Genomic DNA, 14,939 nt, shown 5'->3' with positions numbered 1-14,939 from the left:
CGACCCGACCTGACCGGCAGCGCCGGTCTCGCTCAATCTCTATCACTCAACCACGCTCGTCACGCATATGTTGCTCATTCCGGCCATCGACCTGAAGGACGGTCAGTGTGTACGCCTCAAACAAGGCGACATGGACCAGGCCACCGTCTTTTCCGAAGATCCCGCCGCCATGGCACGGCACTGGGTGGAGCAGGGCGCCCGCCGCCTGCACCTGGTGGACCTGAACGGCGCGTTCGTGGGCAAGCCCCGCAACGAGGAGGCCATCAAGGCCATCATCGCCGAGGTCGGCGACGAGATCCCGGTGCAGCTGGGGGGCGGCATCCGCGACCTGAACACCATCGAACGCTGGCTGGATGACGGCCTGTCGTACGTCATCATCGGCACGGCCGCGGTGAAAAACCCCGGTTTCCTGAAGGACGCCTGCTCGGCCTTCGGCGGCCATATCATCGTCGGCCTGGATGCCAGGGACGGCAAGGTGGCGACCGACGGCTGGAGCAAGCTGACCGGCCACGAGGTGGCGGACCTGGCACGCAAGTATGAAGACTACGGCGTCGAGGCCATCATCTACACGGATATTGGCCGCGACGGCATGCTGCAGGGGATCAATATCGATGCCACCGTCAAGCTGGCGCAATCGATGTCGATTCCGGTGATCGCCAGCGGCGGGCTGTCCAACCTGGCCGACATCGACAACCTCTGCGCGGTCGAGGGCGAAGGTGTCGAAGGCGTCATTTGCGGCCGAGCGATCTACTCCGGGGATCTCAACTTTGCCGCCGCGCAGGCACTGGCGGACAAGCTGCGCGACGGGCAATAAGGCAACGCGCCGCGGGCGCAGCCGCCGCCAGGCCGGAACTGGCGGCGGACAAGGAATCTCATGCTAGCCAAACGTATCATCCCCTGCCTGGACGTGACCAACGGGCGGGTGGTCAAGGGCGTCAACTTTGTCGAGCTGCGCGACGCGGGCGATCCCGTGGAAATCGCGCGCCGCTATGATGAGCAGGGCGCCGATGAAATCACATTCCTGGACATCACCGCGACCAGCGACGGGCGTGACCTGATGCTGCACATCATCGAGGATGTGGCGTCGCAGGTCTTTATCCCGCTGACGGTGGGCGGCGGCGTGCGCACGGTCGAAGACGTGCGGCGCCTGCTCAATGCCGGCGCGGACAAGATCAGCGTCAACTCGTCAGCCATCGCCAATCCGCAGCTGGTGTCGGACGCGACCGCAAAGTACGGCTCGCAGTGCATCGTGGTGGCGATCGACGCCAAGCGCAGTTCCGCCCCGGGCGAAGCGCCGCGCTGGGAAGTCTTCACCCACGGCGGGCGCAAGGCCACCGGCCTGGATGCGGTCGAATGGGCGCGAGAGATGGCCGCGCGCGGCGCCGGCGAGATCCTGCTGACCAGCATGGACCGCGATGGCACCAAGAGTGGTTTCGACCTGGAACTGACCCGCGCCGTCAGCGACGCCGTGCCGGTGCCGGTGATCGCCTCGGGCGGCGTCGGCGGCCTGCAGGACCTGGCCGACGGCATCACCCAGGGCCGCGCCGACGCGGTGCTGGCCGCCAGCATCTTCCACTACGGCCAACACACCGTAGGCGAAGCCAAGGCATTCATGGCCCGCGAGGGCATTCCCGTGCGGATCTGATCATGGCAAAGAAGTGGCTCAACAAGGTCAAATGGGACGATAACGGCCTGGTGCCGGTGATCGTGCAGGAAGTCGGTTCGAATGACGTGCTGATGTTCGCCTTCATGAACCGCGACGCGCTCCAGCGCACCGTGGAGCTGGGCGAGGCCGTATTCTGGTCGCGCTCGCGCAAGCGCCTGTGGCACAAGGGCGAAGAGTCCGGCCACGTGCAGAAAGTGCATGAGATCCGCCTGGACTGCGATGAAGACGTGGTGCTGCTCAAGGTGACCCAGATCGACAATATCGCCTGCCATACCGGACGCCATTCCTGCTTCTTCCAGAAGTTCGAGGGCGATGTGGAAGCCGGCGACTGGCACACGGTCGAGCCGGTGCTGAAGGACCCTGCCCAGATCTACACCAAGCCATGAGCGACACCCAACTCAGCAGCAATGATGTCCTGGCGCGACTGGCCGAAGTGCTGGAATCGCGCAAGCCCGCCAACGGCGGCGACCCTGACAAGTCCTACGTGGCGCGCCTGTTCAGCAAGGGCGACGATGCCATCCTGAAGAAGATCGGCGAGGAAGCCACCGAGACCGTGATGGCCGCCAAGGACGCGCGCGCCGCCGGGCAGAGCGGCGCCGAGGCCGGCAAGGTGGTCTATGAAGTGGCCGACCTGTGGTTCCACAGCATGGTATTGCTGGCCAACTTCGGCCTGACCCCGGCGGATGTGGTCAACGAGCTCGCGCGGCGCGAGGGGCTGTCCGGCCTCGAGGAAAAGGCCCGGCGCAAGGACTAGCTGGCGCAGGCGCCGGCCGGTCTTCCGCCTGCCCGCAAGGCAGGTTTCCAACCAAGGGCAATGATGGCGAACGACTACACCGGGCAAGTCACCACTCCAAGCGGCGAACAGTTGAGCAGCCTGCGCAAGCTGCTGCACATCCTGTATGCCCTGTATGCGATCTTCTGGCTGACCGGCGGCATCACCGCGCTGATCGCCATCGTGATCGACTACGTCAAGCGCGACGACGCGCGCGGTTCGCTCTATGCCTCGCACTTCGCCTGGCAGATCCGCTCGTTCTGGTGGTCGGTGGTGTGGGGCGTGCTGGGCGGGGTGCTGTTTGCGACAGTCGTGCTGATACCGCTGGCCTTTGCGGTCTGGGGCGTGCTGTCGCTGTGGATGCTGTATCGTATCGTCAAGGGCTGGCTGTACCTGAATGACAGCAAGCCGATGTACCCGGATCAGCAGTTCTGATGCCGGGCAGGCCGGGCGCGCGAAGGTGACAGCGGGTGCCGCGGCCGTCGCAATGAAATCTTCATGAACGCTCAGGATAATTGCATCTTCTGCAAGATCGTGGCCGGCCAGCTACCGTCGCGCAAGGTCTATGAAGACGACGACATGGTGGCCTTCCACGATATCCATCCCAAGGCCCCGGTACACTTTCTGGTCATTCCCAGGTTGCATGTCGACTCGCTGGCCGATTGCGGCGCCGGCGAAGGGGCGGTGCTTGCTAGAATGATGCTGAAGGTGCCTGAACTGGCGCGCGCGGCAGGCTGTGCCAACGGTTTCCGGACGGTGATCAATACCGGCCCGGACGGTGGGCAAGAGGTCTACCACCTGCACCTGCATGTGCTGGGTGGGCCGCGCCACGCGTGGAAGGCACCGCTGCCCTGACCGGGCAGCCTTGGCATGGGAGCGCCCGCGGCGGAAACGCCCCGGGCAGAAGCTGCGCCGGCAACCGTCGCCCGGCGCGGCCATAACGGGACGGAACAACGGGTCCGGGCATATCTGATTGCGCCCGCGGCTTCATCAGGAGCAAGAAATGGGTTCGTTTAGCATTTGGCACTGGCTGATCGTGCTGGTGATCGTCATGCTCGTGTTCGGCACCAAGAAACTGCGCAATATCGGCCAGGACCTGGGCGGCGCGGTTAAGGGCTTCAAGGATGGCATGAAGGAAGGCGAAGGCAAGGCGGCCGCCGATCCTGCCCAGTCCAAGGAACTGCGCGACTCCACCACCATCGACGTCGAAGCCAAGGAAAAGACCCGCCAGCAGTAATCCGGCGGTGTGCCATCCCTTCTACGCAAACCTCGCTGCCCGCGTGTCGTCCCGCGCCTGCGCTTTTCCGCATGTTGTCCGCATGATGTGTCCGCATGATTGATCTCGGCATTTCCAAGCTGGCGCTGATCGGCGCCGTGGCACTGATCGTGATCGGTCCCGAACGGCTGCCCAAGGTTGCACGCACGGTGGGCGCGCTGGTCGGCCGGGCGCAGCGCTACATCAACGACGTCAAGGCCGAAGTCAGCCGCGAGGTTGAACTGGAAGAGCTGCGCAAGATGCGCACGGAATTCGAAGACGCCGCGCGCGATGTCGAGCGCACCATCCACAAGGAAGTCAGCGAGCAGACCCAGGCGCTGAACGAAGCCCTGGGCGGTGCCGAGGGAACCAGCGGCGGCAGCGCCGACGCCAGTGGCGGCTTCGTGCCAAGCTGGGATGCGGCCCACAAGGCGCACAACGGGCGCAAGAGCTGGCGCGTCAAGCAGGGCGCCCGCCCGCTCTGGTTCAAGCGCCAGCACAATGTCCGCGTCTGGGTGCAGTCAGGCGCGGCGCGCGTCAAGCGCCACCGGCCGGTCACCCGGCCATCCCGATCCTTCTTCGAGTGAGCATGCGCCGCGGCAACACCTTGCCGGCCGTCGTTCCGGCCGCTGCCGTCGTGGCCGCAGTCCTGGTCGCACTCGCGCGCCGCCGCGTTGCGGCCCCATCGATCCACCTTGCTAGCCCCCGCGGCTGAGCGGTTCACGCCATGAGCGACACCCGGTCCCCAGATCCCCAAGACCCGCAAGACGAGTCGCAGCAGGAAACCTTTATTTCCCACCTGGTCGAGCTGCGCCAACGCCTGGTCAAGGCGGTGGCCGGCATCATCCTGGTCTTCGTCAGCCTGGTCTACTGGGCGCCGCTCATCTTCAACCTGTTTGCCGCGCCGCTGATGGAGTCGCTGCCCAAGGGCGGCAAGATGATCGTGACCGACGTCACCGGCTCGTTCTTCGTGCCGATGAAAGTCACCTTGCTGGTGGCCTTCCTGATCGCACTGCCGTGGGTGCTGTACCAGATCTGGCAGTTTGTCGCGCCCGGCCTGTACCAGCATGAGAAGCGCCTGATCCTGCCGCTGGTATCGAGCAGCTATTTCCTGTTCCTGTGCGGCGTGGCGTTCGCGTATTTCCTGGTGTTCCCCACGGTGTTCCATTTCATGGCGAACTACAACGCCCCGCTGGGGGCGGAGATGTCGACCGACATCGACAAGTACCTCAGCTTTGCCATGACCACCTTCCTGGCCTTCGGCATTACCTTCGAAGTGCCGGTGGTGGTGATCGTGCTGGTGCGCTTTGGCGTGGTGGAACTGGAAAAGCTCAAGCAGATCCGCCCCTATGTGATCGTGGGGGCGTTCATCATCGCGGCCATCGTGACCCCGCCCGATGTGCTGTCGCAGCTGCTGCTGGCCGTGCCGCTGGTGGCGCTTTATGAACTGGGACTACTGCTGGCGCGCTTTGTGGGCCGCCCGGCACCTGAAGCCACCGCTTCAGGGGAAACGCAGCCGGACTAATTCGGCTGAGGTAGGAGATCTTGTCGGCCTGCCATCCCTGTTTTGCACCAAAACGGGGATTTTTCTACCCATTCCTGTTGCTCCCCGACAACAAAAACCGCCAGTGGGCATGGTTTACGCCGAAAAAGCCTTCTGACGGCCGGGGGGGCTGGCACATAATACGCAACAGACGTGAACGTTAATGCGTCGCCCAAGTACTTGGGCAACCAAGATTTCCCAATCAGTTGACAAGGAAAGTGTCGATATGAAGATGAAACTGTTTGCTGCTGCCGTCGCCGCTCTGGCCGCTGGTGGCGCCTATGCCCAATCGAGCGTAACCCTGTACGGCGTGGTCGATGCCGGTATCGAATACCAGCAAAACCAACCGAATGGCCACGACGTGGTTCGCATGACCTCGGGTAACCTGTCGGGCAGCCGTTGGGGCCTGCGTGGCGTGGAAGACCTGGGCGGCGGCCTGAAGGGCGTCTTCGTGCTGGAAAGCGGTTTCAACCTGGACGACGGCAAGTCGGGTAACGACAACCGCCTGTTCGGCCGCCAAGCCTACGTCGGTCTGGCTAGCCAATATGGCCAGCTGAGCCTGGGTCGTCACCAGACCCCGTTCTATGACTTCGGTCTGCAGTTCGACCCGATGGCCATTTCGAACAAGTACTCGATCACCGCTCAGGACGCCGCTTTCGCCAGCCGTGCTGACAACTCGGTCAAGTACATCGGCACGTTCGGCGGCCTGACCGCCAGCGCCCTGTACAGCGCCGGTGCAAACACCGGTGCCGGCGCCTTGGGCGAAGTCCCGGGTTCGGCCAAGCTCGGCCGTGAATTCGGCGCGAACCTGACCTACGCTGCTGGTCCGTTCGCGGTCGGTGCTGCCTATGACGAAGTCAACCTGGCTTCGGCAAACGCCGTGGGCACGGTCGTGAACCCGGACGCTACGATCCGCCGCGCTTCGGTGGCTGGCTCGTACGGCTTCGGCCCGGCTAAGGTCTACGCTGGCTACCGTTGGGCAAAGGGTGTGGATCTGGGCGCGCTGCCGTTCCAGGGCCAGAACATCCAGGCTATCACCGGTGCCAAGGCATCGTCGAACCTGTACTGGCTGGGCGTTGGCTACCAAGTGACCCCGGCTCTGTCGCTGACCGGCGCTGCTTACTACCAAGACTTCCGCGGCCAGAAGGGCGATCCGTGGAGCTTCGTGGCTTCGGCTGACTACGCTTTCTCGAAGCGTACCGATGCCTACCTGAGCCTGGGTTACGTTCTGAACAAGAACAACTCCAACCTGGGCCTGGACGGCTTCGGCAAGGTTAGCACCAACGCCAGCGGCGAAGGTGACAACCAGTTCGGCGCCGTGGTTGGTCTGCGCCACAAGTTCTAATCTGACGCGAGCGTAAGCTCGCTTAGGATTGGCTTGAACCAAGAGGCCGGCATCCGTAAGGATGCCGGCCTCTTGTCTTGTGGGGCTGCCAAGAGCAGGCACAGGCCGGGTTGTGCATGTTGCCGTGCTTCGCGTGTCATGTTGCGCATCGGCAGCCGGGCAGGGAGGGGGAGCGGGTGGCTCGCGGCGCGCAGGGAATTCTGCTTCGTCTTGCTGACGATCGGGAAGGCGTTGCCGGCGCGGATTGCGGCCCGCCAGCACGTGGACAGGATTCGAGGGGCTGCCCTGCCTACGACCCTCACGGGCATTGATGTGCGCCGCCATGCCATCGAGGCGCGGTGTCTGCCGCTCAGGTCCATTGTTTCCCGTCGCATTACCGTGACGCGGCGGGCTGCCTGGCCACCGGGCACAAAAAACCCCGCCAAGGCGGCGGGGTTCTTTCTTCAGGCCCGTGTCGTGCCGAGCCTCACTCTTCCTCTTCAAACGGCAGTGCGCGGCGCGGCGGCGGAGGCCGTTTGCCGATCGTCACCGTCAGGTCCGTTGCCTTGCCGCGGCGGATCACGGTCATCTTGATGTCCACGCCTGGCTTGAGCTGGGCAATCGCATTGAGCAGCGCGGTCGTGTCCGTGATCGACAAGCCATCCACCTTGGTCAGCACATCGCCGGGCTTCACGCCTGCCTTGTCGGCCGGCCCGCCCTGGACCACTGCGGCGATCAGTGCGCCTTCCTTGGCATCGAGGCCGAACGATTCGGCGATCTCGGGCGTCATGTCCTGCGGCTCGACCCCGATCCAGCCGCGCGTCACGCTGCCGGTGGAGATGATCGATTCCATCACCTGCTTGGCGGTCGACACGGGAATGGCAAAGCCGATCCCCAGCGAGCCGCCCGAACGCGAGTAGATCGCCGTATTGATGCCCAGCAGGTTGCCCTGCGCATCCACCAGCGCGCCACCCGAGTTGCCCGGGTTGATGGCCGCATCGGTCTGGATGAAGTTCTCGAAGGTATTGATGCCCAGGTGGCTGCGGCCCAGCGCCGAGACAATGCCCATCGTCACCGTCTGGCCGACGCCGAACGGGTTGCCGATGGCTAGCACCACGTCGCCGACCTTCACGTTCTCAAGCCGGCCCAGCGTGATCGCGGGCAGGTCCTTGAGCGTCACCTTGAGCACGGCCAGGTCGGTTTCCGGGTCGGAGCCCACCACCTTGGCGTTGGCCTTGCGGCCGTCGGTCAGCGCGATCTCGATTTCATCGGCGCCGTCGACTACGTGGTGGTTGGTTAGAATGTAACCCTCGGCGCTGACAATGACGCCAGACCCCAGGCTGGAGACCGGCTCCTGCCGCTCAGGCAGGCGGTCGCCAAAGAAGAAGCGGAACCACGGATCCTCGGCCTGCGGGTTGGGCGAGCGCTTGTTGCCGTTCTTGCTGGTAAAGATATTGACCACCGCCGGCATGGCCACCTGGGCGGCTTCGCTGTAAGACCCTTCGGCCGCAGGACCGGACACGTTGGGCACGACTTCCTTGAGCGCCACGATGGGCGAACCGGACTGGACCGCGACGCGCCCCCTCTGCAGCCAATCAGGCTTGAGCGTTGCCACGACGAACCAGACCGCCAGCACGACGGTGACAGCCTGGGCAAAGAACAGCCAAAAGCGCCGCAACATATTGGAGTTTTGAGCAGAAAATGAAAACAAAAGAGCTTGAATTGTACTTGAACGACCTGTTGGAAGTTTCCCGCTACAAGGACTATTGTCCCAACGGGCTGCAAGTGCAAGGTCGCTCGGAAGTCACACACGTCGTGACGGGAGTGACGGCAAGCCTGGCATTGGTCGATGCCGCGATCGAAGCGGGGGCCGACGCCATCCTCGTCCATCACGGCTACTTCTGGAAAAACGAAGATGCGCGCGTGGTCGGGCAGAAGCACGCGCGTCTGAAGCGCCTGCTGGGCGCGGACGTCAACTTGTTCGCCTTCCACCTGCCCCTGGACAACCACCCTGAGTTCGGCAACAACGCCCAGCTCGGCCTGCAGCTCGGCTTTACGCCGACCGGCCGCTTCAGCGACGACCAGCTCGGCTGGACCGGCACGCTGCCCGCGCCGATGCCGCTCTCTGCGCTGGCCGCGCACGTTGGTGGCGTGCTGGGGCGCGAGCCGCTGGCCATCGGCGAGCCGGACCAGATGATCCGCACCGTCGGCTGGTGCACGGGCGGGGCGCAAGGTTATTTCGATGCCGCGGTGGCCGCGGGTGTCGATGCCTATCTGAGCGGCGAAGTCTCGGAGCAGACCACGCACCTGGCGCGCGAAAGCGGCGTGGCGTATCTTGCCGCCGGTCATCACGCCACCGAGCGCTACGGCATCCGCTCGCTTGGCGAGCATGTGGCCGAACGCTTTGGCCTGCGCCACACGTTTATCGATATTCCTAATCCCGTCTGATCTGACGCAAAACAAAACGGCCCCATCGGGGCCGTTTTATCTTCCGGGTTCGGCGCGCATATGGCGCACCAATCAGCGGGTCTTCAGGCTGTCGCGGATTTCACGAAGCAACACGACTTCCTCAGGCGGTGCGGCGGGCGCTGCTTCCGGTTCCGCGGCGCGCATCCTGTTAAAGGCACGCACCATCAGGAAGATGATGAAGGCCAGGATCAGGAAGTTGACAACGATGGTCAGGAAATTGCCGTAGGCAAAGACGGGCACGCCGGCCTTCTTCAGGGCATCGAGCGTAGTGGGTGTTCCCGGTGGGGGATCCGCCAGCACGATGAACATACTGGAGAAGTCCAGCTTGCCGATCACGCGGCCCACCAACGGCATGATCAGGTCGTTGACCACTGAATCCACGATCTTGCCGAATGCCGCGCCGATGATCACACCGACCGCAAGGTCGATCACGTTACCGCGTACGGCGAAGGTTCTGAATTCCGAGATCATGCCCATGGGGGGTTCTCCTTCTTGTCACTAGCGATGAACGGTTTCAAGCTCGAAGCCTGCCGCATCACTCACCGGAAAGCAAGCACCGAAGCCGCTTTCCGGGTTGCACGTCCGATAATCGCGCATGGCCGTGGCATTTTCTGCCTATCTAGTGCGCTGGTGTCTAAGGTACACTTTATGGTTGACGCAAAATCTAAATTGACTTCCCCTGGGGTTTGGAATGAGTGACCAGCAAGACGTGAAGAGCGTGGATAAAGGTCGCCGCAATTGGTTGATCGCGACATCCGTCGCTGGCGGCGTCGGAGGCGTAGCGGTAGCGGTTCCTTTCGTCAGTACTTTTGCACCATCGGAGAAGGCCAAAGCCGCGGGTGCTCCAGTCGAGGCGGATATTGGCGCGCTGAAGCCAGGCGAGATGATGACTGTCGAATGGCGCGGCAAGCCGGTCTGGATCATGCGGCGCACGGACGAACAACTGGCGTCGCTGAAGAAGACGGACGGCGAGGTAGCCGATCCCAATTCCGACGTGCCATTCACCATGAAAACGCCTGAGTACTGCAAGAACGAAACCCGTTCGCGCGCAGACCACAAGGACGTCCTGGTCGTGGTGGGTATCTGTTCCCACCTGGGCTGCTCGCCTTCGGGCCCCTTCGGCCCCGGTGCCAATTCTCAGCTCGGCACTGATCCCGGTTTCCTTTGCCCCTGCCACGGGTCGACCTTCGACCTCGCCGGGCGCGTCTTCAAGAACAAGCCGGCTCCGCAGAATCTCGATGTTCCCCCCTACCAGTTCCTGACCGACAGCAAGATCGTGATCGGCAAGGACGAGAAAGGAGAAGCCTGATCATGGCGGCCGAAAAACAAGTCAAGACGACCGGCCTGCTGGGCTGGATCGACGCCCGCTTCCCCGCAACCCAACTGTGGGAAGACCACCTCTCCAAGTACTACGCGCCGAAGAACTTCAACTTCTGGTACTTCTTCGGTTCGCTGGCGCTGCTGGTGCTGGTGATCCAGATCGTCACCGGCATCTTCCTGGTGATGAACTACAAGCCCGACGCCACGCTGAACGCCGCCGGCATTCCCGTGGCCTTCGCCAGCGTGGAATACATCATGCGCGAAGTCCCCTGGGGCTGGCTGGTGCGCTACATGCACTCGACCGGCGCCTCGGCCTTCTTCGTCGTGGTCTACCTGCATATGTTCCGGGGCCTGCTGTACGGTTCGTACCGCAAGCCGCGCGAGCTGGTCTGGATCTTCGGCTGCCTGATCTTCCTGTGCCTGATGGCGGAAGCCTTCATGGGCTACCTGCTGCCATGGGGCCAGATGTCGTACTGGGGCGCCCAGGTGATCGTGAACCTGTTCTCGGCGATTCCCGTGATCGGCCAGGACCTGTCGCTGTTCATCCGTGGTGACTACGTGGTGAGCGATGCAACGCTGAACCGCTTCTTCTCGTTCCACGTCATCGCCGTGCCGCTGGTGCTGCTGGGCCTGGTCATTGCCCACATCATCGCGCTGCACGAAGTCGGTTCGAACAACCCGGACGGCGTCGAGATCAAGGCCAAGAAGGATGAGAAGGGCATCCCGCTGGACGGCATCCCGTTCCACCCCTACTACTCGGTGCACGACACGCTGGGCGTTGCCGGCTTCCTGCTGCTCTTCTCGGCCGTGATCTTCTTCTTCCCGGAAGTGGGCGGCTATTTCCTGGAACACAACAACTTCTTCCCGGCTGACCCGCTGAAGACCCCGCCGCATATCGCGCCGGTGTGGTACTTCACGCCGTTCTACTCGATGCTGCGCGCCACCACGTCGAACTTCCTGCCGATCCTGTGGGTGTTCTTCGCGCTGCTGCTCGGCATGGTGTTCCTGCGCAGCAAGGACGCACGCATCAAGGTCGGCGCGATCGCCATCGCGGTGATCCTGGCCGTGGGCTTCTACTTCATCGACGCCAAGTTCTGGGGCGTGCTGGTGATGGGCGGCTCGGTGGTGATCCTGTTCTTCCTGCCGTGGCTGGACTGCTCGCCGGTCAAGTCCATCCGCTATCGTCCTGCCTTCCACAAGACCATCCTGACCGTCTTCGTGGTGGTGTTCCTGGTGCTCGGCTATCTTGGCGTGCAACCGCCGTCGCCGGTCGGTGAGAAGGTGTCGCAGCTCGGTACGCTGCTGTACTTTGCCTTCTTCCTGACCATGCCGCTGTGGAGCCGTGTCGGCGAGTTCAAGCCGGTCCCGGAGCGTGTCACGTTCCACCCGCACTGAGCGAAGCGAACCCCGACAAGAGCACAAGGACACAAGATGAAAAAGCTGCTTTCGATCCTCGCGCTGGCCGGCGCCTGCTTTGCCGGCGCGCCTGCCATGGCATCCGAGGGGGGCTTCCCCCTTGAGCCGGCACCGGTGAACACTGCTGACCTGTCGTCGCTGCAGCGCGGCGCCAAGGTGTTCGTCAACTACTGCCTGAACTGTCACGGCGCATCGATGATGCGTTACAACCGGCTCAAGGACATCGGCCTGACCGACGACCAGATCCGCGAAAACCTGCTGTTCAGCGCGGACAAGGTCGGCGAGACCATGACCATCGCCATGCAGCCGAAGGAAGCCAAGGCCTTCTTCGGTGCGCAGCCGCCGGACCTGTCGGTGATCGCCCGCGCCCGCGGCGACGACTGGCTCTACACCTACCTGCGCACGTTCTACCGTGACGACAGCCGCGCCACCGGCTGGAACAACCTGGTGTTCCCGAGCGTCGGCATGCCGCACGTGCTGTGGGAACTGCAGGGCCAGCGCGCCGCCAAGTTCACGGAAGTGGAAGAGCACGGCGAGAAGGTGCACAAGTTCGCCGGCTTCGAGCAATTGAGCCAGGGCAAGCTGAGCAAGGTCGAGTACGACCAGGCCACCGCCGACCTGGTCGGCTTCCTGGACTGGATGGCCGAGCCCGCGCAGAATCACCGCAAGCGCCTGGGCGTCTGGGTGCTGCTGTTCCTGGGCGTGTTCACCGTCTTTGCCTGGCGCCTCAACGCCGCGTACTGGAAAGACGTGAAGTAAGGCATGCCAGGGGCCCGAATCCGGGCCCGGACAGGACAAAGGCCAGGGGTGGCCGCTGCGAAAGCAGCACCGCCCCTGGCTTTTTCTCTTGGAAAGCCTGCAGAAGCGCACCAGTAAAGTGCGCTATTTGCCACTAATTTGCTTTCTGGTGGCCGACTTTGGCAGAATGTCAGACCTTACTGTCCGACCCTGCTTCGGCTAAGCCCAAGGAATCCAACCATGATGGTGTTGTATTCGGGTACGACTTGCCCGTTTTCCCAACGTTGCCGCCTTGTCCTGTTTGAAAAGGGCATGGATTTTGAAATCCGCGACGTCGACCTGTTCAACAAGCCCGAAGATATTTCGGTGATGAACCCGTACGGCCAGGTCCCCATCCTGGTCGAGCGCGACCTCATTCTGTATGAGTCGAACATCATCAACGAATACATCGATGAGCGCTTCCCGCACCCGCAGCTGATGCCGGCTGACCCGGTGCAGCGTGCCCGCGCCCGCCTGTTCCTGTTCAACTTCGAAAAGGAACTGTTCACCCACGTCTACACGCTGGAAAACGAAAAGGGCAAGGCCGCGGAGAAGAACCACGAACGCGCCCGCGCCGCGATCCGCGACCGCCTGACGCAGCTTGCGCCGATCTTCGTCAAGAACAAGTACATGCTGGGCGAAGAGTTCTCGATGCTCGACGTCGCCATCGCGCCGCTGCTGTGGCGCCTGGACCACTACGGCATTGAGCTGTCGAAGAACGCCGCGCCGCTGCTGAAGTATGCTGAACGCATTTTCAGCCGTCCCGCGTACATCGAAGCGCTCACCCCGTCCGAGAAGGTGATGCGCCGCTAACCGGCACCGGCCCGAAAGCATCCGCCCTCGGGCCACCACGGCGCCATTGGAAGCACAATGCCTGAAACCTCCACCAAGCCCTACCTGATCCGCGCCATCTATGAATGGTGCACGGACAACGGCTTCACGCCGTACATCGCCGTCTTCGTCGACGCCAACACCAGCGTGCCGCGCGAGTTCGTCAAGAACAACGAGATCGTGCTCAACGTCAGCTTCGACGCCACCAGCGGCCTGGATATGGGCAACGAGTGGATCGCCTTCAGCGCACGCTTCGGCGGCGTTTCGCGCAAGATCGACGTCCCTGTCGAGAACGTGCTGGCCATCTACGCCCGTGAGAACGGGCAGGGCATGGCCTTCCCGGTCGAACGCAGCCTGCCGGAAACCCAGGCCGCCACCGAGCGCGAAAACAACCCGCCGCCCAAGCTGGCCCCGGTGGAAGCCGAGACCTCGGCAAGCACCGCCGACACCGGCCCCGGCGACGACGACACGCCGCCCCCGGTGCCCCGCATCGGCAGCAAGAAGCCCGCACTGAAAGTGGTGAAGTAAGCCACCCCAAAGCGGACCGCAATGCAGTAGAATCGCGGTCTGCACCAGATATGCCGGCTTAGCTCATCAGGTAGAGCAGTTGATTTGTAATCATCAGGTGGCGGGTTCGAGTCCTGCAGCCGGCACCAATGGAATCAAGGGGTTACGTGGAAGTCCACGTAACCCCGTTTTTATTGCGCGCCTCGTGTAACCAGTGTGTAACCGATATTTCGGACTCGGCCCCCCGTGTACCGGTTGTGGCGGTGCGTAACTCGCGGGGTGACGAATTTTGGGCCCAGGCCATTGTTTCTCAGAGGCCCTCCCGACTGCCCCCCAGCCGCCTCAGGTTGCGGCGCCAAAGGAATTTCTTCCCCAAAGAGCCGCCCCCCGGGGGGGCATATTGAAAAAGGGGGGGGAGGGACCATTCAGGCTGCCCCACAGAATTTCCGACAGAAAATCCACTTAGTTACAGATGCAACTATCGCGGTACCAACCAAGATAGAGTTGATGCATCGTACTGTGTTCGTTGGGCGCGTGATGCTGAGTGGATACTCCTGACCTAGAGGCAATCCTCGGTACAAAGAAGTTGTGGTCGACCCGTGAGCCCCAAGTTTCTTGGGGGCACGAAGGCGCAGTGCTAACGGCCGATGCACCAATGCCGAAAGGAAGCAAACGCTTTCGGCGCTGTCGCTGCGAGAGGCCAGCGGGCTCTCTCCATGGGCAGGCGGCACATCCGCCGACCAGTAGCTCTCCGAATTTGTGGCCTGCCGGCTTGACTTGGAAAACGGCCCCTTCGCGGCCATCCGCTCACAGTCGTTCCGGTATCCGTGCCAGTTGATTCGTAACGGCTGCTGACTTGGACAAGCCAAGAATTCCCGAATCATGAAATTGAGCAACTTGCATCCCGTCATTCAGGTTCTTGCCGATGCGGTGAATGTTTGGTAAAGAACTAGCGCGGATATCGCAATAAGAAAGAGCGGAAAATCGGCATGGGAAGTTGCTCTCTTCGTGCTGGTCGACGGTGGCCTTTGCGCGAACATGAGTACCGGCCTTGGCCAT

At 62.8% G+C, this 14,939-nt stretch carries 19 protein-coding genes and 1 tRNA gene; 17 read left to right on the top strand and 3 right to left on the bottom strand.

Annotated elements, in window-relative coordinates; translation table 11 throughout:
* Positions 1-67: 67 nt before the first annotated feature.
* The 10 genes from hisA to CNE_RS16335 all read left to right on the top strand — a co-directional run bounded on the left by hisA (position 68) and on the right by CNE_RS16335 (position 6,581).
* A complete protein-coding gene (gene hisA, locus CNE_RS16380) occupies positions 68-814 on the top strand; it encodes a 1-(5-phosphoribosyl)-5-[(5-phosphoribosylamino)methylideneamino]imidazole-4-carboxamide isomerase (RefSeq protein WP_010812327.1) in 747 nt (248 codons plus the stop codon).
* Between the two features lie 60 nt (positions 815-874).
* Positions 875-1,645, top strand: coding sequence for an imidazole glycerol phosphate synthase subunit HisF (gene hisF / locus CNE_RS16375; RefSeq protein ID WP_013958201.1), 771 nt, complete (start codon positions 875-877; stop codon positions 1,643-1,645).
* A gap of 2 nt (positions 1,646-1,647) precedes the next feature.
* The gene (gene hisI, locus CNE_RS16370; protein ID WP_013958200.1) at positions 1,648-2,052 is read left to right on the top strand and encodes a phosphoribosyl-AMP cyclohydrolase; all 405 of its coding nucleotides are present in this window, start codon (positions 1,648-1,650) and stop codon (positions 2,050-2,052) included.
* Positions 2,049-2,420 carry a phosphoribosyl-ATP diphosphatase gene (locus CNE_RS16365; protein WP_013958199.1) on the top strand — a complete coding sequence of 124 codons (372 nt, stop codon included), beginning with the start codon at positions 2,049-2,051 and terminating at the stop codon, positions 2,418-2,420. Before hisI ends, CNE_RS16365 begins: the two co-directional genes overlap by 4 nt.
* A 60-nt stretch (positions 2,421-2,480) precedes the next feature.
* Complete coding sequence (locus CNE_RS16360) at positions 2,481-2,873, top strand: DUF4870 family protein (RefSeq protein ID WP_041228198.1); 393 nt, start codon at positions 2,481-2,483, stop codon at positions 2,871-2,873.
* Between the two features lie 63 nt (positions 2,874-2,936).
* Complete coding sequence (locus CNE_RS16355; protein ID WP_013958197.1) at positions 2,937-3,293, top strand: histidine triad nucleotide-binding protein; 357 nt, start codon at positions 2,937-2,939, stop codon at positions 3,291-3,293.
* Positions 3,294-3,441: 148 nt separating this feature from the next.
* Entirely contained in the window at positions 3,442-3,675 is a 234-nt protein-coding gene (gene tatA / locus CNE_RS16350; protein WP_013958196.1) for a Sec-independent protein translocase subunit TatA, read from the top strand.
* A gap of 95 nt (positions 3,676-3,770) precedes the next feature.
* The gene (gene tatB / locus CNE_RS16345; RefSeq protein WP_013958195.1) at positions 3,771-4,280 is read left to right on the top strand and encodes a Sec-independent protein translocase protein TatB; all 510 of its coding nucleotides are present in this window, start codon (positions 3,771-3,773) and stop codon (positions 4,278-4,280) included.
* 140 nt (positions 4,281-4,420) lie between these two features.
* Positions 4,421-5,218, top strand: a complete 798-nt coding sequence (tatC, locus tag CNE_RS16340) for a twin-arginine translocase subunit TatC (protein WP_013958193.1) — start codon at positions 4,421-4,423, stop codon at positions 5,216-5,218.
* Positions 5,219-5,462: 244 nt separating this feature from the next.
* Positions 5,463-6,581 (top strand): porin, encoded by a 1,119-nt coding sequence (locus CNE_RS16335; protein WP_041228196.1) that lies wholly within the window; start codon positions 5,463-5,465, stop codon positions 6,579-6,581.
* 466 nt (positions 6,582-7,047) lie between these two features.
* Here CNE_RS16335 and CNE_RS16330 read toward each other — a convergent pair whose 3' ends face one another.
* On the bottom strand, positions 7,048-8,241 hold the full coding sequence (locus tag CNE_RS16330; protein ID WP_013958191.1) for a Do family serine endopeptidase: 1,194 nt from the start codon (positions 8,239-8,241) through the stop codon (positions 7,048-7,050).
* Positions 8,242-8,261: 20 nt separating this feature from the next.
* On the opposite strand from CNE_RS16330, the gene CNE_RS16325 reads away from it, so the two are divergent.
* Positions 8,262-9,008 carry a Nif3-like dinuclear metal center hexameric protein gene (locus tag CNE_RS16325; RefSeq protein ID WP_013958190.1) on the top strand — a complete coding sequence of 249 codons (747 nt, stop codon included), beginning with the start codon at positions 8,262-8,264 and terminating at the stop codon, positions 9,006-9,008.
* Between the two features lie 72 nt (positions 9,009-9,080).
* On the opposite strand, the gene mscL is transcribed toward CNE_RS16325, so the two are convergent.
* Positions 9,081-9,506, bottom strand: a complete 426-nt coding sequence (mscL, locus tag CNE_RS16320; RefSeq protein ID WP_010812315.1) for a large conductance mechanosensitive channel protein MscL — start codon at positions 9,504-9,506, stop codon at positions 9,081-9,083.
* Between the two features lie 214 nt (positions 9,507-9,720).
* Here mscL and petA point away from each other — a divergent pair, with 214 nt between their 5' ends.
* The 6 genes from petA (at position 9,721) to CNE_RS16290 (ending at position 14,029) form a co-directional block, all read left to right on the top strand.
* A complete protein-coding gene (petA, locus tag CNE_RS16315; RefSeq protein ID WP_013958189.1) occupies positions 9,721-10,338 on the top strand; it encodes a ubiquinol-cytochrome c reductase iron-sulfur subunit in 618 nt (205 codons plus the stop codon).
* Positions 10,339-10,340: 2 nt separating this feature from the next.
* A complete protein-coding gene (locus CNE_RS16310; RefSeq protein WP_013958188.1) occupies positions 10,341-11,744 on the top strand; it encodes a cytochrome b in 1,404 nt (467 codons plus the stop codon).
* Between the two features lie 36 nt (positions 11,745-11,780).
* Entirely contained in the window at positions 11,781-12,524 is a 744-nt protein-coding gene (locus CNE_RS16305; RefSeq protein ID WP_013958187.1) for a cytochrome c1, read from the top strand.
* 219 nt (positions 12,525-12,743) lie between these two features.
* Positions 12,744-13,355 (top strand): glutathione S-transferase N-terminal domain-containing protein, encoded by a 612-nt coding sequence (locus CNE_RS16300; RefSeq protein ID WP_010812311.1) that lies wholly within the window; start codon positions 12,744-12,746, stop codon positions 13,353-13,355.
* Between the two features lie 57 nt (positions 13,356-13,412).
* A complete protein-coding gene (locus tag CNE_RS16295) occupies positions 13,413-13,901 on the top strand; it encodes a ClpXP protease specificity-enhancing factor (protein WP_013958186.1) in 489 nt (162 codons plus the stop codon).
* A 52-nt stretch (positions 13,902-13,953) separates the two neighbouring features.
* A tRNA-Thr gene (locus CNE_RS16290) sits at positions 13,954-14,029 on the top strand.
* Between the two features lie 658 nt (positions 14,030-14,687).
* Here the strand turns inward: CNE_RS16290 and CNE_RS41015 are convergent.
* The gene (locus tag CNE_RS41015) at positions 14,688-14,939 is read right to left on the bottom strand and encodes a hypothetical protein (RefSeq protein WP_013958185.1); all 252 of its coding nucleotides are present in this window, start codon (positions 14,937-14,939) and stop codon (positions 14,688-14,690) included.

Source organism: Cupriavidus necator N-1, assembly GCF_000219215.1.
GTDB classification, from domain to species: domain Bacteria; phylum Pseudomonadota; class Gammaproteobacteria; order Burkholderiales; family Burkholderiaceae; genus Cupriavidus; species Cupriavidus necator.
The sequence above is the reverse complement of the archived record's forward strand: the minus strand, read 5'-3'. Positions and strand labels throughout refer to the sequence as shown.